Origin of the sequence: Baekduia alba, assembly GCF_028416635.1 — a bacterium.
Classification (GTDB): Bacteria; Actinomycetota; Thermoleophilia; order Solirubrobacterales; family Solirubrobacteraceae; genus Baekduia; species Baekduia alba.
Genome location: NZ_CP114013.1, coordinates 5,725,077 through 5,742,687 on the forward strand (window position 1 = coordinate 5,725,077; position 17,611 = coordinate 5,742,687).

Sequence of the window (17,611 nt, forward strand, 5' to 3'; positions counted from 1 at the left end):
CGACCAGATGAAGGTGCGTTGCCGCCCCCACATGCCGTCCGCCGCCCTCGCACTGGCCGCCGTCGCCCTTATCCCGGCCGCCCCGGCGAGCGCGGCCAAGCCCAAGCTCTCCGTGTCCGCCAAGGCGGCCAAGGGCCAGATCAGCGTCAAGGTGAAGGCCTCGGCGGCCGGCCGTGTCGCCGTCGCCGTCAAGGGCTCCGGCTCGGGCACCGTGGCCAAGGCCACCACCCAGCTGGCCCGCGGCAAGGTCCGCACGCTCAGCCTCAAGATGACCGGGTGCAAGCGCTGCACGAAGGTCGACGTCGTCGGAACGCTGACGGCGCCGGGCGCCAAGCCGGTCACGAGCACGGTCGCGGTGACGCTGCCGGCGGCGAGCACCACGGCGACGTCGCCGACCACGCCCGTGGCGACCAAGGCGCCGGCGGCCTCGGTGGTCCCGGCGACGAGCACGACGACCACGACGACCACCTCGACGCCGGCCAGCCCGCCCGCGACGACGCCCACGACCGTCGGCCCCACCACGGTCGCCGACGCGGCGGCCGCCGGCACGGCCACGACGACGACGCTCGCCTGGGCCCCGCCCAGGCTCACCAGCCCGATCACCGTCAAGGTCACCGACGCCAACCGCAAGCTGGCGCTCGACAACACCAAGGACTACATCATCAGCATGCCGTCCACGCCGCTCACCGGCGGCTACGGCGTGGTGATCACCGGCGGCCACAACGTGGTGCTCATCGGCGGCGAGATCGACATCCCGTGGCAGGGCGCCACCCCGCCGGTCAACTCGCGCCGCGCCCTGTACCTCCAGGGCCAGACCGGGACCATGCACGTCGAGGGCCTGTGGGTCCACGGCAGCGACCTCAGCGAGGGCATCGACCTCGACGAGCGCCTCGGCGCGACCGTGCAGATCGAGAACGTCCGGATCGACGCCGTCCACGCACGGGATGAGGTCGGCTTCACCGACAACCACCCGGACCTCATCCAGTCCTGGGGCGGCCCCAACGTCCTGCGCGTCGACCACCTGTCGGGCAGCAGCGACTACCAGGGCTTCTTCTTCGCGCCGATGCAGTTCGGCACCAGCGTGCCGGCGCTGTTCGACCTGCGCAACATCGACATCAGCGCGGTCGTCCGCAACAACGTGTTCTTCGCGGGCTACCTGCTGTGGCAGTCGTCGACGTTCCCCATGAACATCAAGAACCTGTTCGTGGTCGCCGACGCCAAGAAGACGCTGAGCGGCTCCGTCTACCCGAAGACCGGCGTGTGGACCGCCGCGACGGCCGGGACGCCGCCGACCGGCTCCTACGTGCCGGCGAGCCAGGTCGGGGTCGGCTACCGCAGCGCGGGCTACGCGGCGGCCTGAGCCTCCTAGAATGCGGGCACATGCCCGCTGCCGCGAGCGTCATCGTGCGTGCCAAGGACGAGGCCGCCGACATCGAGCGCTGCCTGAGCCGGGTCCGTGCCCAGACCGTCCCGGTCGAGCTGCTGGTCGTGGACTCCGGGTCCACCGACGGCACCCTCGACATCGCCCACCGCTACGCCGACCGCGTGATCGAGATCGCGCCGGCCGACTTCACGTTCGGCGGCGCGCTGAACACCGGCGCGACCGCCGCCGCCGCGCCGATACACGTCGCGGTCTCGGCCCACTGCTTCCTCGAGCGCGACGACTGGGTCGAGCGGGCGCTCGCGCACTTCGCCGACCCGCGCGTGGGCGGCGCGTTCGGGACCCGGACGGGGCTCGACGGCCGACCGCTGAGCGCGCCGGCGACCGTCAGCGGTCCCGAGCCGCGGTCGGTCCCCTACTGGGGCTTCACCAACCACGCGTCGGCCTGGCGCGCGGAGACCTGGCGGGCGCTGCCGATCGACGAGGGCCTGCCGGCCTGCGAGGACCGCGAGTGGTTCTGGCGGGCGCTGGACGCCGGCTGGTCGTTCGTCGCCGACCCCGCGCTGTGGGTGAGCGTCGGGCACCGCCGCGACGCCGGCCTGCGGGCGCTCTACCGGCGCACGCGCAAGGAGGCGGCCGCGCTGTCGACGATCACGGGGCGCAGCGACTTCGACGCCCCGTCCGCCGTGCGTGCCTGGTGGGCGGAGATGCCGGCGGGCGGTCGCCGGCCGGCCCTCCAGCGCCTGAACTACCTGCGGGCGACCGAGCTCGCCGGCCGCTGGGCCGGGGAGCGCGCGGCACGGCGGGGTGCCGCATGAGCGTCGACCCCTTCCGCTCCACCGACCCGATCGAGGACTCGCTCACCGACGAGGCGGCGCAGGAGCCGTACCCCACCGCCGACGCGTCGGCCGAGCGCCGGATGGGCGTCGGCGAGGTCCGGACCCGCGCGGTGCGCGGCGCCGTCAGCCTCGGCATCCGCAACCTCGTGGTCCGGGCCCTCAACCTGGTCGGGACCGTCGTCCTGGCGCGCCTGCTGGACCCGCACGACTTCGGCCTGCTGGCCTTCGCGTTCGCCGTCAAGTCGATCAGCGACATGCTCGCCGCCGGCGGCCTGGCGGCCGGGCTGATCCGCCGCGAGGAGACGCCGACGCGCCGCGAGCTCCAGGCGACGCTCGGCTTCCAGCTGACGACCACGACCGGCCTGGTCTGCCTGATCGCCGTCTGCGGCGCGATCTTCGGGGGCGCGGCCTGGGTGGCGACGCTGATGGCGGTGTCGCTGCCGATCTTCGCCCTGCGCGTCCCGACGATCGTGATGCTCGAGCGCAAGCTCGACTGGTCGCTGCCCGCCCGGGCCGAGATCGCCGAGACGGTCGTCTTCAACATCATCGCCATCGGCCTGGTCGTCGCCGGCGCCGGCGTCTGGGGCGTCGCGGCCGCCGCCAGCGCCCAGGGCGTCGTCGGCTCCTGGCTGCTGGTGCGCAACGGCGGCGTCGGCTTCCTGCGCCCGGTCCGCGACCCGTCGATCACGCGCCCGCTGCTGCGGTTCGGCATCCACTTCCAGGCGGTCCCGCTCGTCGGCGCGGCGCGCGAGCAGGGCACCAACATGGTCATCGCCGCCGTCGGCGGCGTGTCGATGCTCGGCATCTGGTCGGCCGCCTACCGCGTGCTGCAGACGATGCTGCTGCTCCTGCAGAGCCTGTGGCGCGTCTCCTATCCCGCGATCGCGCGGGCGATGGAGGCGGGCGAGAACCCGCGGCCGATGCTCGAGCGGATCCTGGTGGTCACCGCGGTGCTGATCGGGCTGCCCGCCGTGTGGGTCGCCGGCAGCGCGCCCGACCTCGTCATGGCCGTCTTCGGCCCGCGCTGGACCGACGCGATCGGCGTGCTGCCGTGGGGCGCCGCGGCGTTCATGATCCAGGGCCCGATCTCGACCATGGCGTCGGGCTTCCTGCAGGCGCGCGGCGACGTCGGGCGGATCGTCGTGGTCGTGCTGCTGCAGGCGGTGCTATGGATCGCGCTGTCGGCCGTGCTGATCCCGAGCGTGGGCGTCGAAGGCGTCGGCGCAGCGATGTTCGTGGCCTCGACGTTCTACGCGATCGGCAACGTGTGGCTGGTCAACCGCCACGTCCGGATCGCCGCGGTACGGCCGATGGCCGGGCCGCTGCTGATCGCCACGGCCGCCGCGCTCGCCAGCCGCGTGGTGTGCAACGAGGTCGACCCGGCGCTCGTCGGGCTGATCGCCTCCGGCCTGGCCGGGACCGTCGTCTACGTCGCGCTGCTGGCGCTGCTGCGGCGCGCCGACGTGCGCACCGTCGCCGCCACGCTCAACCTCGCGCGGCGACCAGCGCCCGCGCCGAGTTGAGCGCGTCGTCGGCCGACGTCGCCATCCGCGTCAGCGGCGACGTGGCCGTGAAGGCCTCGTGGAACGTGCGCAGCTTGCCGTAGCCCGTGTCGACCAGCACGTGGGGCAGGTCCATCAGCGTCGCGACGATGTGGCCGTGCAGGCGGTCGGTGACGAGCACGTCGCCCTGCTCGAGGAGCGCGCGGCCGTAGGCGACGCGCTCGGTCGCCAGCGCGGCGCAGGCCGCGACCTGGAGCCCGGCGAGGGCGGAGACCGGCGGTGGGCGGCGCACGACCGCGCGGCCGACGCGCGTGGCGAAGCCGCGCGCGCGGCGCTCCCGCGGCCGCATCGGCGCCTGGATCTCGTCGAGCCAGTCGACGACGCGCACGGTCGGGTCGTCGGGCAGCAGGCGACCCCCCTCGCGCTCGTCGTCCTCGCGGGCCAGCCAGACGATCGGGGTCCGCGCCGGCGCGCGGCGCGGCACCGAGCGCAGCGCGAAGGCCATGTCGGGCGACAGCGCGGCCGAGGCGGCGAACGCGTCCCGCGCCGCGTCGAGGCTGCGCTGGTCGCGCAGCAGCAGGTGGAGGTCGCGGTGGCCGTCGAAGACCGCGCGCGCCCGGTCCAGCGCAGCCGGGTCGCGGAAGTGCATCGTCTGCGGGAAGGACACGATCCGGTGGCCGGGGAAGTCGCGGATCGTCCGCTCGCGCAGCTCCTGGTGGTCGACCCACAGGTCGCCGAGGTTGCCGCCGCCGTGCAGCAGGATCGTGCCGCGGTCGCCGAGCCGGGCGGCCAGGACGTCGGCGCGGTAGCTGTCGAGGTCGCAGGCGTAGGCCACGCGGATCCCGCGGCGGCCCAGCCACGCGACCTCGCCGGCGTAGATCGCGGCGTCGCCCACGTTGGGGTGGTTGGGGTAGCCGACGATGGCCACGGGCGCGCCGGCGTCGACGAGCGGGCCGAGGACGGCGTCGATCCGCTCGTTCAGGGCGGCGACGAGCGGCTGGGCGGTGGGTGCAGGGGTCATCGGTATCCCGGGGAGCGGTACGTCGCGCCGGCGTGGGGGCTGGCGAAGAGGGTGCGTGGGGCGTGGCGCGACAGGCGCGCGCCGGGCCACCAGCGGGGTGAGGGCCACATCGTCTGGTAGACGGCGCGGCCACGCGGCGAGGTCAGGCGCACGTCGCGCAGCCGGACGCGCGAGGCCCTGTCGCGCCAGAGCAGGTAGGCGGAGCTGGCCGACCCGACGAGGTCGACGTGGCGCAGGTCGATCCGCGACGTCTGCCCCTTGGCGAACTGCGCCGGGAGCAGGAAGAAGCCCTGGTAGTCGGTTGCCGCGCTGAGGCGGTCGACGCGCAGGACCTTGGGTCCGGCCCACGACTGCAGGACATCCGGATGCGTGTCGCTGAACGTCTTGTTGTCCCGAGCGGTGACGCGATCCACGCGGATGTTCTGCAGCTGGACGGTGGCGCCGAGGCGCTCGTCGAGGTCGATGCCGTCGCCGAGGTCGCCGCCCAGGCGCAGGCCCTCGACGTGCACGGTGCCGGTCTGGCCCTTGAGGAACAGGCCGCGGCGCGCGCTGCCGCTCGGCGGCTGGGCGCCCTGCCACGGCACGAGCACCCGGCCGCCGCGCAGGACGACGTTGTGCCCGCCGCTGATCGTCAGGCCGCCGGCGACGCGCACGGGCGCGCGCGTCAGCACGATCCGGTAGTCGCGCCGGGGATCGAGGTCGAGCTTGGCGCGCACCGCGGTGACGTGGATCGTCTGCGGGTGGCGCAGCGGCGGCGGCGGCCAGGCCAGCTTCGGGCCGGCCGCCGCGGCGCCGCCTGACGGCGACGAGTCGCCGCCCGCGAGCAGCAGCGCGGCGCCGGCGGCCAGCGCGACGACGGCGACCGCCATCACCGTGCGCCAGGCGGTCGCGCTGACACGGAGGCGGGTCACGCCTCCGCTGCGGCGGCGACCGCGCGGTTGCGGGCGTTGCGCGCGGCGATGACCAGCGCGCCGAGCGCCCAGACCAGGTGGCCGGGCCCTGCCTGGATGAAGTACGCCTGGATCACCTGCATGGGCAACAACAGGATCAGCGCCGCGAGCAGCCCCTGCGCCATGGCGCGGGGCACCCCTTCGGTCTCCTTGATCGTCCGGACGCTCTCACCCGCCAGGGCGAGCACGAACGCCGCGTAGAGGATCAGCAGCGGGATGCCGCCGCGCAGCGCCAACGTGATGTACAACGACTCGGTGAAGCGCCAGGTGATCTCCGGCGGGATGTCCGGCCCGTAGCCGGTCACGAGCCGCCCGCGCAACGCGGGGAAATACTGATCGGTCCAGATCTGGTAGCGGTAGGTGAGCGTCTGCGGGACCAGCGCGCTGCCCGACGCCGCCGGGTCGCGCGCGAACTGCTGGTCCAGGCGCCCGGAGATCGGCCCGCTGAACGCCAGGGCGCCGGCCAGGCAGGCGACGATGAACCACAGCGACACGACGCGCAGCTTGCGCCGCCAGAACGCGACGAGCGCGATCGCGACGAGCACCGACAGGATCGGCCCCATCGTGAACGTCGCCATCAGCGCCAGCGCGCTGAGCGCCAGCACGGCCCACGTCGAGGAGCGGCGGCGCACGTCGTCGCGCTCGCCCAGGCACACCGCCGCCGCGACGCAGACGAGCAGGAAGAAGTACGCCGAGGCGGGCTGCGCGTGCGAGAACGGGCCCGTGACGCGCGCCACGCCGCCGGACGCGGCGTCCTCGAAGTTGTCGCCGCCGGCCACGTTGTTCAACAACGAGATGACCGGTCCGACCTTCGCGTACTGCAACAGGGCCACGAGCGCGGCGACCACGCCGCCGCCCATCAGCCACCACAGCGCGCGGCGGACGAGCTGCGGCGTCGGCAGCGAGCTGACGACCGCGCGGTAGAGCAGGAAGAACTGGAGCGGCCCGAGCAGCGTGCCCAGGCGCGTGCTGTTGACCGCGTCGCCACGCTGGTGCAGGTCCCACAGCCCGAAGCCGAGCGTGACCAGGGCGTACAGCAGCGCGACCCAGTCGAACGCGCGCCAGCGCGGAACGACGCGGCGGTCGGCGCTGAACAGCACCACGATCGCCAGCCCGCCGATCAGCAGCTCGCTGAGGCGCAGGCCCGGCACGGGCAGGCCGCGGCGCAGGCCCGCCGCCACCGGCACGACCGCGACCAGCGCGATGCCGCCGATCCACGGGCGCTCGAGGACGACGAGCGTGCCCGCGACCCCGAGCAGGACGGCGATCGCCGGCAGCGCGCCCTGCGTCGCGGCGGCGCCGAGCAGCACGGCGCCGGCGATCAGCACCGCGGTCATCTGGAGGCCGGGGTGGCGCCAGACGTGGACCGCCCGGTCGGCGGACGGCAGGCCGCGCCGACCCGCCGCTTCCCCAGGCGCCAGCGCAGCCGGGCCGATGCTCGGCGCGGCGGCGCTCATCGCGAGGCGATGTCCTCCTCGTGGCGCTCGGCCGGAGCGTCGGCGTCGTGCGCGGAGGGCGCAGGCGCGTCGGCGGCGCTCGCGGGCGCCCAGCTCACCGTCTCGCCCGTGTCGGTCGGGGCCGCGGCGGCACGGCGGCGCGAGCGGCTGGCCTTCTTGACCATCAGCACCCACTGGGGCGCCAGGCCGAGGCGCTCGTAGTGGTGGACGGCCGCGACGAGGCGCGCGACCTTCATGCCCTGCTGGGCCACGACGATCCGCGCGCCGCCGGCCTCGGCGGCCTGCAGCGTCTCGAGCTCCTGCGGCCCGGTGCCGCCGAGCACGACGCCCGGCGTCGGGGCCGCGTCGGCCAGGCCGCCCTTGGCGCCGGCGGTCGCCGTCCACAGCGCGTCGCCCGCGTCCTGGAGCTCGACGATCTGGCCGTCGGCGGACGGCAGCAGCGCGATCGTCGACCGGCGGCCGTCGCCGGTCGCCGCCTGCCCGCCGAGGCGCTGGACCAGCGCGGCGCGGGCGGAGGCCGAGAGGTCGCCGAGGCGGCTGGCCGGCAGGTGCGCGGCGAGCTCGACGTCGCCGGGCTCGTCGATGCGCGGATCCGCGCGCTCCCAGGCGATCAGGATGACGATGCCGAGGAAGAGGCCGAGGATGATCGCCAGCGCGATGCTCGCCGACGGCGAGATCGTCTGGTCGGTCGAGAAGCCCTGGTCGCGGCTCGGCGCGCGCACGACGCGCATCGAGTCGGCGCCGATCGAGTCGGAGGTCGGCCGGTCGCCCGTGATGGCGCCGACCGTCAGCGCCGCGCCGCGCACGGCGTCGTCGGCGTCGTCGCTCTTGAACGCGAGCTTGATCAGGCCGGTGCCGGTCAGGTGCGACGCGGTCAGGTCGTTCTCGACGTCGCCGCTGCTCATGCCGAGCTTGCCGCCGACGTAGCGGGTGACGCCCGGATCCTGCGGGATCAGCGTCGCGTAGGTGCTGGCGAGGTTGATCGCCTCGGAGGCGTCGCCGGGGCCCTTGGCGTCGGCGCCGGAGCTGACGAGCACCAGCGCGGAGCTCGTGTAGGAGTTCGTGCGCGCGCCGCTGAGCGCCGCGGCGGCGGCCGCGCAGATCGCGATCGCGGCGACGATGACCCATGCGCGGCGGCGCAGGGCCCTGAGTACACGTATGCGGGGAACGGTCATGAGCGGATGGCCTCCTCGATCGCGGCGTGCTGCGACGCCCAAGTCTCCTGCTGGTGGGCAAGGGCCGCGGCGGTGCTCGACGCCAGGTCGTCGTAGCGCCGGCCCACCGCCGCAAGGGCGTCGGCCAGCGCTTCCGGCTGCGCCACGGCATGGACAGCGTAGGGGAAGGTCGAGCGCAGCACGGGCCAGTCGCTCGTGATCAGCGGGCGGCCGGCGTAGACGGCCTCGTAGCCGGAGCGCACGACCGACGTCGCCTCGGTGGTCAGCGTCATGACCGCGTGGGCCTCGCGGATCGCCTGCCGGTAGGCGTCCCGGCCCAGGAAACCGACGAACTCGACGTTCTGGGGCGCCCGCTCGACCAGGCCCGCGGGCGCGCGCCGGACGTCGCCGGTGATCAGCACGTCGACGTCGGGAGTCTGACGGGCGGCCTCCACCACGGCCTCGACCGGCTCGTCGGGCGCGAAGACGCCCACGTAGAAGACGCGCAGGCGGCCGTCGAGCGCCGGCGCGGGCGTCGGCACCAAGCCCTCGGTCGGCGCCTCGTGGACCTCGGTGGCGCGGCCGCCCCAGGTCCGGACCTCGTCGGCGAGCTCCGGCGCGGTGACGAGCACCAGGCGCGCGCGGCGGGCGAGGAAGCGATGGACCGGCAGCAGCAGCTTCCAGATCCCGGCGTCCTTGCGGCCGAACGAGGCCGGATGGCTGTCGAGCAGCACCGGGGTGCGCGCGGCCAGGCCGTAGAGCCAGGCGATCAGGCCCAGGAAGACCGGCGGGTTCTGCGTGATGACCGCGCGCGGCCGGCGGCGCGCCAGGAACGCCACGGTGGCGACCGTGTTCAGGACGTAGCGCAGCGGCGCGGTCTGCCGGCCCTTGAGGCCGTTGCCGTCGAAGCGCTGGGCGACGCCGCCGAGGCTCGCGGCGATCTCGTCGGCGCGCTCGGTGCGGTCCGTCCAGGCCAGGAAGGCGACCGGCGGGGCGCTCACGCCAGCGTCACCGCGGCCTCGTCGATCGCCGCGCCCGCGGCGACGGCGCGGACCACGGCGCCGATGCGCTCGGCGAACGGCTGGCGGTCCCAGCGCAGGGCGTGGGTCCGGATCGCGGCGGGGTCGTAGGCGCCCGGGTCGAACGCGCGCAGCGCGTCGAGCAGGCAGCCGGCGGTCTGCTCCGGGAACGTCTCGCCGGTCACGCCGGGCAGCACGGTGTGCAGCGCGCCGCCGGCGCCGTAGGCCAGCACCGGCCGGCCGCAGGCCGCGACCTCGACCGGGATCAGCCCGAAGTCGTCGCGGCTGGGGAAGATGGTGGCCTTGCAGTTCTGCATGGCCTTGACGACCGCGTCGTCCTCGAGGTGGCCGAGGAACGTGACGTTCGGCGGCGCCATGGCCTGCAGCTCGGCCATCGCCGGGCCGTCGCCGGCGATGACGAGCCGCTCGTCCGGCAGCGCGCGGAACGCCTCGAGCGCTAGCGACACGCGCTTGTAGGGCTCCACCAACCGGCCGCAGATCAGGTAGTAGTCCTCGGGCGGCTCGTCGGAGGGCACGAAGAACGAGCAGTCGACGGGCGCGCCGACGACGATCGCGCGGCGGTCGTAGAACTCCTCGATCTGGCCCGCCACGTACGGCGACTGCGTCAGGTAGGTGTGCACCTGCTGGGCGGCCTTGCGGTCGACGCGCCGGTTGTGGGCGGCCATCGCCCGGAACGCCATGCGCGCGGCGCTGTTCGGCGCCTTCTCGTCCTCGTAGTGGCCGGTCATCGACCACGCGAAGCGCAGCGGGCTGTGGCAGTAGCAGACCTGCGGCGCGTCGTTGCGCGTCCGGAACAGGTGCGCGAAGGCGTAGGACGAGCTGAGCACGACGTCGGCGTCGTCGAGCCGGTGGGCCTTGACGACGGCGGGCAGCATCGGCGCGAGGACGCGGTAGCGGCGCAGCAGCGCGTCGTGCTGAGGCAGCACGCTCGTGAAGCGATCGGCGACGCCCATGCGGCGCGCGACGGACTCCCGGCCCAGGACCGCGGTCAGCGGCGCGTCCGGGAACGCGGTGGTGAGCTCCTGGGTGACGCGCTCGGCGCCCCCGTAGATCTCCATGAAGTCGTGCGTGATCGCGACGGCGGGTGCAGGCGTCGCGGTCATGCCGGCCGCACCGTCCCGCGCACCGGCGTCCGCCGGCGTGAGGTCGAGCATGTCTTCATTATGGGGACGCAAATCTTGTGGTTGTTCGCCTTGAGGGCCGCTATTCGCCTATGAACGTTCGACGCCCAGTCCACTTGGTCGCCTCACCGGGCGGCCACCTGAACCTGCTCGAACACCTTTCCGTGTCTGTCCCGCGTCCCCTGCGACGCTGGGTCACAGCGCCCGGACCGCGTGGCGAGCAACTCGCGCGTGACGGCGAGGACGTGACGATCCTGCCGAAGTACGAGCGCCACCCGCGTGAGCTCTGGGAGAGCGTCGCGGCGGCCGTCCGGTTGGTCCGGCGCGACCGGCCCGAGATCGTCGTCTCGACGGGCGCGGGCTCCGCCGCACTGTACTGCGCCGTCGCCCGGGCGGCCGGGGCGCAGGTGGTCTTCGCCGAGACGATGGCGCGCGTGACCGGGCCGAGTGCTTCCGGGCGCGTCACCGCGCGGATGGCGCACGCGAACCTGGTCCAGTGGCCCGAGATGGCGACGGTGTACCCACGGGCGCGCGTCTGCCGACCGCTGCTGCTGGAGGACGTCGGCGCGCCGCTGGCCGACGACGTCGCGGGCACGCTGCTGATCGTCGGCACCCACACCGCGCCGTTCGACCGCCTGGTCCAGATCACGGCCGACGCCGTGCGCGCCGGCGTGCTGCCGGCGCCGATCGTCGCGCAGGTCGGGCCGTCGACCGTCGCGTTCCCGGAAGCCGAGGTGCACGAGTTCCTGGCGCCGGAGGTCATGAGCGCCGCGATCGCCCAGGCCAAGGTCATCGTGTCGCACGGCGGCGCGGGCTCGCTGTCGGCGGCGCTGCGCACGGGCCACCGGCCGATCGTGCTGGGCCGCGCCAAGGCCCACGGCGAGCACTTCGACGACCACCAGCAGCAGTTGATGGCCAAGCTCGCGGCCTCCGACCTGGTCGTCGCGCTCGACGACCGGCTGGGCGCCGAGCACGTCGCCTCGGCGCTGCGGCCGCTGCCGCGGCCGGAGAGCTCGACGCTGCCGAGCCTCGGCGACGCGCTCGCCGAAGTGCTCGACGGACTCGGGCTGGCACGCCTCTGAAGGCCGCCGTCACCCTGCTGCCGGGCGTCGCGCTCGGCGTCCTCGCCTTCCACGAGGCGGGCTACCTGCCGCGCGCGACGGCGCTCGCCGCGCTGGGCGCCCTGGCGTTGTGCGTGGTCTTGGCCGCCACGGGCGCGGCGCGGCGGCCGACGCGCGGCGCGCTGCTGGCGCTCGGCGCCCTGGGCGGGCTGATCGGCTGGGTGGCGCTGTCGGGGTCGTGGTCGCACGCGGGCTGGCGCGGGACGCTCGACGTCGCGCGCGAACTCGGCGCCCTCGGCACGCTGGCGGCCTTCGCGCTGTTGGGCCGGACCGACGGGCGCGCGCGCACGCTCCTGCTCGGCCTCGCGGGCGCCGCGCTCGTCGTGCAGCTGGCCGGCCTGGGCGCGTGGCTGGCGCCCGACCACGTCCACGGCCTGCCGAGCGCGGCGCGCGTCCGGCTCAGCGCGCCGACCACCTACTGGAACGCGACCGGGACGATCGCGGCGCTCGGCGCCGTGTGGTGCATCGCCCTCGCCGCGGCCGACCCGGCGCGCGCGGTGCGGGTGGCAGCGGCCGCCGCGGTGGCGCCCGCCGCGGCGACGATCTACCTGACCGCATCGCGCGGCGCCGCGCTGGCCGCGGCGGTCGGGATCGCGATGCTGCTGGCCACCGGGCCTGCGCGGCGCGTCCTGCTCGCGCTCGTCCCGGCCGGGCTGGGCGCCGGGATCGCGGTGCTCGCCGCCCGCTCGGTCCACGGGCTCGACGTCGCCGCGCCGAGCGGCGGCGCGCTGGGCGACGGGCACCGCGCCGCGCTGGTGATCCTCGCCGGCGCCGTCGTCGCCGCGGCCGCGCGCGCGGCGGTCCTGCCGCTGGAGCGGCGCGTCGACGGCTGGACGCCGCCTTCGGTCTCGCGCACGCTGCGCGCCGGCGGCGCGGTCGCGGGCCTCGTCGTCGTCCTGACCGCCGGCGTCGCCGTGGCGTTGCACCGGGCCGACGGCGAGGTCTCGTCCGGGCTGGCGCCCAGCGCGCGCTTCCAGGAGATCGGGACCAACGGCCGCGGCGACCTGTGGCGCGTCGCCCTGCGCGAGGGCGCCAGGGCGCATCCCCTCCGCGGCAGCGGCGCCGGGACCTTCGGCCGCCTGTGGGCGCGCGACGGCACCACGCACTTCGACGCCGTCGACGCGCACTCGCTGTACGTCGAGACCGCGGCGGAGCTCGGCCTCGTCGGCCTGGCGCTGCTGGCGGTGCTGCTCGCCACGCTCCTGGTCGGGCTCCTGCGCCGCGCGATCGCGGGACCGCCGGCCTGGGCCGGCCTGGCCGCGGGCGCGACCGCGCTGCTCGCGCACGCCGGCTACGACTTCGACTGGGAGCAGACCGCCCTGATGCTCCCGCTCTTCGCGGCCGGCGGCCTCGCGCTGGCACGGCCGGAGGAAGGCCGGCCGGCGGCGCCCTCGCCCCCGGCGCCCGCTCTCGGCCCGGAGGCCGGCGCCACCGCGGCGGCGCCCTCGCCCCCGACGCCCGCTCTCGGCCCGGAGGCCCGCGCCACCGCGGCAGCGCTCCCGCTCCTCGCGCGCGTCGGCGTCGTCACGCTCGCCGCCGCGCTGGCGCTGGTGCCGGTTGCCGTGCACCGCTCCCAGCGCGACCTCGACGCGGCGTTCGCCGCCTTCCGCGCCGGCGACTGCGCCGCGACGGTCCGCCACGCCCAGGACACCCGCGGCGCGCTCGCGCAGCGGCCCGAGCCCTACGCGCTGCTGGCCTGGTGCGCCGCGCAGCGCCGCGACCCCAAGGCCATCACCTACTCAGCGCAGGCCATCGCCCGCGACCCCGGCGACTGGCGCCTGCGCTTCTCCGACGCGCTCGTGCACGCCCGGCTGGGCCGGGACCCGCGCCCGGCGTTCGCCGCCGCGCTGGCCCGCTCGCCCGGGTCGCTGGACCTGAAGCACGCGCGCCCCACGTTGGGACGCGCGCACCAGCCGGTCTGGTGGCGCCGCGGCGCGGCCGCGGTGCCGTGGCCGGAGCCCCGCCTGGCCGGGCAGCAGCTGCCGGCGCGGACGGGGTGACCCAAGGCCTACTTCTTGTTCGCGACGCAGGTCACGTAGTGCCGCGTCTGCTTGACCGTCTTGCCGGAGTTGAGCGTGCCGACGATCGTCAGCGTGAAGCGGCCGCGCGGCAGGCCCTTGAGGCTGACCGTCGACTTGATGGCCTTGCCCTTGAGCGTCTTGAAGGTCTTGCCGCCGAGCCGGACCGTGACCTTCTTGAAGATCTTGCCGGCGGGCGCCGCGAGGTGGAACGTGATGCGGCGCTTGCTGACGCACGAGGACGGCAGCGAGATGGCCGCCTGGCCGTCGATCGTCGGGACCGGCACCGCGGTGGTCGTGGTCGTCGTCGTGGTCGTCGTCTGCGTGACCGTCTGGCCCGGCGTCGTGACCTGCTCGACGGCCTGGTCGCACGCCGCGCCGAACGCCCGCGCCGCCTGCGGCGTGTCGGTGCCGCTGCCGGCGATCGTCACGAAGTTCTTGCAGGGCGTGTCGTCGGTGAAGCGCAGCGACGCGACACGCGTGCCCGAGACGACCGGGGCGAAGCGCACGGTGATCGCGCAGCTGCTGCCGTTGGCCAGCTTGGCGCCGACGCAGGTGTTCTGCGTCATGGCGAAGTCCGCCGTGTCCGGGCCGCTGAAGTCGACGTTGGCGATCGTCAGCGCCGACTTGGACGGGTTGCTGATCTTCACCGTCTTGGTCGCCGACTGGCCGACCGCGACGAAGTCGAAGGTCAACGTGCCCGACGACGTGAAGGTCGGGCGCGAGTCGTCGGCCGCGGAGGCCGTGAGCGGGATGGCGATGCCGAGGGCGGCAGCGACCAGCGCGCAGAGCAGCGCGATACGAGGCATGCGGGACGTCCTGTCTGAAGAGGAGAGGTGAGATGCAGGCTGCGCGCCGATGGGCTCGGCCCGGCGCGCCGGCGGTCAGCTGCCGATGCCGAACCCTACGCGCTGCTCGTCCTTCTCGACGCGGAGCCAGAGGACGTGCTGCAGGTTGAGGCGGATCTCGCCGTCGTCGGCCACCACGTCGTGCCAGCCCTCGCCGCCGAGGGCGCCGCGGAGCTTGTCGAGCTCGTCGTCGCTGACGCGGGTCGCCAGCGGGGGGCTGGCCTGGAAGCCGATCGAGATGCGCTGAGCCATGGAGGCGATCCTACTCGGCGCCGACCGTCGCCCAGTCCGCGGCCTAGTGCGCGGCGGGCTCGACGATCTCGGTCAGGACCCCACCGCTGGCCGCCGGGTGCAGGAACGCGACGCGGGAGCCGCGGATGCCGATCCGCGGGGTCTCGTCGATCAGCCGCATCCCGGCCTCCTTCAGCGTGGCCAGCGTGGCGTCGATGTCGGTCACCTGGTAGGCGACGTGGTGGATGCCCGGGCCCTTCTTGGCCAGGAACCTGCCCACCGGCGTGTCCGGGCCCAGCGGCGCGAGCAGCTCGACGTGGTTCTCGCCGACGTCCAGGAGCACCGCCTCGACGCCCTGCTCGGTCACCGTCTCGCGGTGGACGAGCGTCATGGCGTAGGTCTTCTCGTAGAGGGCGATCGACGCGTCGAGGTCCTCGACGGCCACGCCCACGTGGTCGATGCGCGCGAACATGGCGCGCGACCTTATGGCAAACGCCGTCCGCTACGCGGCGCTGTCGTCGTCGCCGCCCGGATGGGGCAGCGGCGTGACCGCGGCGATCCGCGGGCGCTCGCGCTCGCGCTCGCGCGGCGGCTGCGGGTCCTGGGGCGCGGGATCCGGCAGCGCGTAGGGCGCGCGGCGGCGCTTGACCGGCTCCGTGTCGCCCATGATCGCGTCGAGCTCCTTGCGGTCGAGCGTCTCGCGCTCGAGCAGGGCCTGGGCGATCTCCTCGAGCTTCTCGCGGTGCCCGGTGATCAGCTCGTAGGCGGCCCGCTGGGCCTCGAAGGCCAGCTCCTGCTGCTCCTCGTCGCGGATGCGGCGCGTGAGGTCGGAGACGATGTCGGCGTCGGTCACCGCGCGCACGGACGCGGTCGCGGTGCCCATGCCGAAGTCGTGGACCATGGCGTGGGTGATGTCGGCGACGCGCTGGAGGTCGTTGGCGGCGCCGGTGGTCACCGCGCCGAAGACGATCGCCTCGGCGACGCGGCCGCCGAGCAGGATCGTCATCTGGTCGATCAGCTCCTCGCGCGTCTTGAGGTAGCTGTCCTCGTCGGGCAGGTTCATGACGAACCCGAGCGCGGCGCCACGCGGGACGATCGAGATCTTGTGCGTGCGCTCGGCGCTCGCGAGCAGCTCGCGGGTCAGCGCGTGGCCGGCCTCGTGGTAGGCGACGATCTCGCGCTCGCGCTCGTTGAGCGTGGTGTTGGACTGGACGCCGGCGACGACGCGCTCGAGCGCGTCGTCGAAGTCGCAGTTCTCCAGCACCGTGCCGCCGCGGCGGCCGGTGAAGATCGCGGCCTCGTTGCAGAGGTTGGCGAGCTCGGCGCCGGAGAGGCCGCTGGTCTGCGCGGCGATCGCGTCGAGGTCGATGTCCTGGTGCAGCGGCTTGTTGGCGGTGTGGACGCCGAGGATCTTGCGGCGGCCGTCGACGTCGGGGGGCGAGACGAAGACCTGGCGGTCGAAGCGGCCCGGTCGCAGCAGCGCGGGGTCGAGCTTCTCCAGCAGGTTCGACGCGGCCATGACGACCACGCGGCCGCTGGAGCCGAAGCCGTCCATCTCGACCAGCAGCTGGTTGAGCGTCTGCTCGCGCTCGGAGTTGTTGTCCGAGCCACGCTGCGCGCCGACGGCGTCGAGCTCGTCGATGAAGACGATCGACGGCTCGTGCTTGCGCGCCTCGCGGAACAGGCGCCGGATGCGGGCGGCGCCGAGGCCAGCGAACATCTCGACGAACGAGGACGCCGACTGCGAGTAGAACGCGGCGCCGGACTCATGGGCGACGGCCTTGGCCAGCAGCGTCTTGCCGGTGCCCGGCGGTCCGTGCAGGAGCACGCCCGCGGGCACGCGCGCGCCGAGGCGGTGGAAGGCCTCCGGGTCCTTGAGGAAGTCGACGACCTCCTGGAGCTCGCGCTTGGCGTCGTCGACGCCCGCGATGTCGCTCCACTGGACCTCGACGCCGGCCTTCGGCTTGATCTCGACCGGCTTGGTCTTGGGCATCGACTTCAGCGTCCGCCACATGACGACGGCGAACAGGACGATGAACAGCAGGGAGGCGAAGCCCTGCCAGTCGCTGCCGAACTGCTGGACCTTCTCGGTGACGGACTGCTTGGGCACGGCGGTCCCGGTGACGGCGCCCTTGCCGTCCATCAGCCCTTCGAGGCGGCCCTTGTTGTCGATCAGCGCCTTGGCGTTCGGCGGGTCCAGCGCGAGGTAGTCGAACGGCACCCCGTCGAAGGTCGTCGAGAACAGCACCGGCGTTGACGCGGACACGCCCCTTCCATCGGCGTACGGGCTCCAGGTCTTGACCCGGACGTCCGCCATTCGTAAAGCGGACCACAGTCCGCTACACTCCCATCCATAAGCGGACTCCAGTCCACCTTCCACTCCCAGGAGACCTCGTCATGAGCACCACCACCACCGCCGTCCCGACCGACACCTATGGTCTGGACACCGTCCACTCCTCGATCGGCTTCGCCGTCAAGTACAACGGCATCGCGAGCTTCCGCTCGTCGTTCGACAAGTACGACGCGTCGCTGGCCGACGGCGTCCTGACCGGCTCGGCCGACGTCAGCTCGATCGCGATCGACGAGCCGAACTTCAAGGGCCACCTCCTCAGCGGCGACTTCTTCGACGCCGAGTCGACCCCGACGGTCACCTTCAAGTCCACCGGCATCACGGTCGCCGAGGACGGCTCCGCCGAGGTCGCCGGTGAGCTGACCATCCGCGGCGAGACCAAGCCCGTCGTCGCCAAGGGCAGCTACAACGCCGGCCCCGACGCGTTCGGCAACGACCGCGCGAACTTCGAGCTCGCCACGACGATCGACCGCCGCGAGTTCGGCCTCAACTGGCAGAACGCGCTCCCCAACGGCGCCGACGCCCTCGCGTGGGACGTCACGCTCACCGTCGACCTGCAGTTCGTCAAGGCCGCCTAG

The 17,611-nt window shown here is 74.2% G+C and carries 16 protein-coding genes; 6 read left to right on the forward strand and 10 right to left on the reverse strand.

The features are described from left to right. Positions 1-31 precede the first annotated feature (31 nt). Genes DSM104299_RS28575 through DSM104299_RS28585 form a run of 3 tightly spaced genes read left to right on the forward strand, consistent with a single transcriptional unit; the run spans position 32 to position 3,743 of the window. Positions 32-1,360, forward strand: coding sequence for a hypothetical protein (locus tag DSM104299_RS28575; RefSeq protein ID WP_272475081.1), 1,329 nt, complete (start codon positions 32-34; stop codon positions 1,358-1,360). Positions 1,361-1,380: 20 nt separating this feature from the next. Next, positions 1,381-2,199, forward strand: coding sequence for a glycosyltransferase family 2 protein (locus DSM104299_RS28580; protein ID WP_272475082.1), 819 nt, complete (start codon positions 1,381-1,383; stop codon positions 2,197-2,199). Beyond that, on the forward strand, positions 2,196-3,743 hold the full coding sequence (locus DSM104299_RS28585; protein ID WP_272475083.1) for an oligosaccharide flippase family protein: 1,548 nt from the start codon (positions 2,196-2,198) through the stop codon (positions 3,741-3,743). Before DSM104299_RS28580 ends, DSM104299_RS28585 begins: the two co-directional genes overlap by 4 nt. Here the strand turns inward: DSM104299_RS28585 and DSM104299_RS28590 are convergent. Genes DSM104299_RS28590 through DSM104299_RS28615 form a run of 6 tightly spaced genes read right to left on the reverse strand, consistent with a single transcriptional unit; the run spans position 3,706 to position 10,498 of the window. After that, positions 3,706-4,743 carry a polysaccharide pyruvyl transferase family protein gene (locus DSM104299_RS28590; RefSeq protein WP_272475084.1) on the reverse strand — a complete coding sequence of 346 codons (1,038 nt, stop codon included), beginning with the start codon at positions 4,741-4,743 and terminating at the stop codon, positions 3,706-3,708. The two genes, DSM104299_RS28585 and DSM104299_RS28590, sit on opposite strands and share 38 nt — an antisense overlap. Beyond that, a complete protein-coding gene (locus tag DSM104299_RS28595; protein ID WP_272475085.1) occupies positions 4,740-5,654 on the reverse strand; it encodes a hypothetical protein in 915 nt (304 codons plus the stop codon). The genes DSM104299_RS28590 and DSM104299_RS28595 overlap by 4 nt, the downstream gene beginning before the upstream one ends. After that, positions 5,651-7,150, reverse strand: coding sequence for an O-antigen ligase family protein (locus DSM104299_RS28600; protein WP_272475086.1), 1,500 nt, complete (start codon positions 7,148-7,150; stop codon positions 5,651-5,653). The genes DSM104299_RS28595 and DSM104299_RS28600 overlap by 4 nt, the downstream gene beginning before the upstream one ends. Next, positions 7,147-8,325 (reverse strand): Wzz/FepE/Etk N-terminal domain-containing protein, encoded by a 1,179-nt coding sequence (locus tag DSM104299_RS28605; protein WP_272475087.1) that lies wholly within the window; start codon positions 8,323-8,325, stop codon positions 7,147-7,149. The genes DSM104299_RS28600 and DSM104299_RS28605 overlap by 4 nt, the downstream gene beginning before the upstream one ends. Further along, positions 8,322-9,305: a glycosyltransferase gene (locus DSM104299_RS28610; RefSeq protein WP_272475088.1), complete on the reverse strand. Its 984-nt coding sequence runs from the start codon at positions 9,303-9,305 to the stop codon at positions 8,322-8,324. The genes DSM104299_RS28605 and DSM104299_RS28610 overlap by 4 nt, the downstream gene beginning before the upstream one ends. Further along, complete coding sequence (locus DSM104299_RS28615) at positions 9,302-10,498, reverse strand: glycosyltransferase (RefSeq protein WP_272475089.1); 1,197 nt, start codon at positions 10,496-10,498, stop codon at positions 9,302-9,304. Before DSM104299_RS28615 ends, DSM104299_RS28610 begins: the two co-directional genes overlap by 4 nt. Positions 10,499-10,710: 212 nt before the next feature. Between DSM104299_RS28615 and DSM104299_RS28620 the strand changes: the two genes are divergently transcribed. Both DSM104299_RS28620 and DSM104299_RS28625 read left to right on the forward strand, forming a co-directional pair. Further along, positions 10,711-11,547, forward strand: coding sequence for a glycosyltransferase (locus DSM104299_RS28620; RefSeq protein ID WP_272475090.1), 837 nt, complete (start codon positions 10,711-10,713; stop codon positions 11,545-11,547). Between the two features lie 119 nt (positions 11,548-11,666). Further along, on the forward strand, positions 11,667-13,586 hold the full coding sequence (locus tag DSM104299_RS28625) for an O-antigen ligase family protein (protein WP_272475091.1): 1,920 nt from the start codon (positions 11,667-11,669) through the stop codon (positions 13,584-13,586). Between the two features lie 8 nt (positions 13,587-13,594). Here the strand turns inward: DSM104299_RS28625 and DSM104299_RS28630 are convergent, their stop codons facing one another. The 4 genes from DSM104299_RS28630 to DSM104299_RS28645 all read right to left on the reverse strand — a co-directional run bounded on the left by DSM104299_RS28630 (position 13,595) and on the right by DSM104299_RS28645 (position 16,949). Further along, positions 13,595-14,413, reverse strand: coding sequence for a choice-of-anchor D domain-containing protein (locus DSM104299_RS28630; protein ID WP_272475092.1), 819 nt, complete (start codon positions 14,411-14,413; stop codon positions 13,595-13,597). 75 nt (positions 14,414-14,488) lie between these two features. Next, positions 14,489-14,704: a hypothetical protein gene (locus DSM104299_RS28635; protein WP_272475093.1), complete on the reverse strand. Its 216-nt coding sequence runs from the start codon at positions 14,702-14,704 to the stop codon at positions 14,489-14,491. Positions 14,705-14,747: 43 nt separating this feature from the next. Next, entirely contained in the window at positions 14,748-15,155 is a 408-nt protein-coding gene (mce, locus tag DSM104299_RS28640) for a methylmalonyl-CoA epimerase (RefSeq protein ID WP_272475094.1), read from the reverse strand. A 30-nt stretch (positions 15,156-15,185) separates the two neighbouring features. After that, positions 15,186-16,949: an ATP-dependent metallopeptidase FtsH/Yme1/Tma family protein gene (locus DSM104299_RS28645; RefSeq protein ID WP_272475095.1), complete on the reverse strand. Its 1,764-nt coding sequence runs from the start codon at positions 16,947-16,949 to the stop codon at positions 15,186-15,188. Positions 16,950-17,080: 131 nt separating this feature from the next. On the opposite strand from DSM104299_RS28645, the gene DSM104299_RS28650 reads away from it, so the two are divergent. Further along, positions 17,081-17,611: a YceI family protein gene (locus DSM104299_RS28650; RefSeq protein ID WP_272475096.1), complete on the forward strand. Its 531-nt coding sequence runs from the start codon at positions 17,081-17,083 to the stop codon at positions 17,609-17,611.

What these genes read in the sequence shown, in the direction of transcription:
- DSM104299_RS28575 (WP_272475081.1), top strand. Translation starts at nt 32, where the DNA reads ATGCCGTCCGCCGCCCTCGCACTGGCCGCCGTCGCCCTTATCCCGGCC.
- DSM104299_RS28580 (WP_272475082.1), top strand. Translation starts at nt 1,381, where the DNA reads ATGCCCGCTGCCGCGAGCGTCATCGTGCGTGCCAAGGACGAGGCCGCC.
- DSM104299_RS28585 (WP_272475083.1), top strand. Translation starts at nt 2,196, where the DNA reads ATGAGCGTCGACCCCTTCCGCTCCACCGACCCGATCGAGGACTCGCTC.
- DSM104299_RS28590 (WP_272475084.1), bottom strand. Translation starts at nt 4,743, where the DNA reads ATGACCCCTGCACCCACCGCCCAGCCGCTCGTCGCCGCCCTGAACGAG.
- DSM104299_RS28600 (WP_272475086.1), bottom strand. Translation starts at nt 7,150, where the DNA reads ATGAGCGCCGCCGCGCCGAGCATCGGCCCGGCTGCGCTGGCGCCTGGG.
- DSM104299_RS28605 (WP_272475087.1), bottom strand. Translation starts at nt 8,325, where the DNA reads ATGACCGTTCCCCGCATACGTGTACTCAGGGCCCTGCGCCGCCGCGCA.
- DSM104299_RS28615 (WP_272475089.1), bottom strand. Translation starts at nt 10,498, where the DNA reads ATGCTCGACCTCACGCCGGCGGACGCCGGTGCGCGGGACGGTGCGGCC.
- DSM104299_RS28630 (WP_272475092.1), bottom strand. Translation starts at nt 14,413, where the DNA reads ATGCCTCGTATCGCGCTGCTCTGCGCGCTGGTCGCTGCCGCCCTCGGC.
- DSM104299_RS28635 (WP_272475093.1), bottom strand. Translation starts at nt 14,704, where the DNA reads ATGGCTCAGCGCATCTCGATCGGCTTCCAGGCCAGCCCCCCGCTGGCG.
- mce (WP_272475094.1), bottom strand. Translation starts at nt 15,155, where the DNA reads ATGTTCGCGCGCATCGACCACGTGGGCGTGGCCGTCGAGGACCTCGAC.
- DSM104299_RS28650 (WP_272475096.1), top strand. Translation starts at nt 17,081, where the DNA reads ATGAGCACCACCACCACCGCCGTCCCGACCGACACCTATGGTCTGGAC.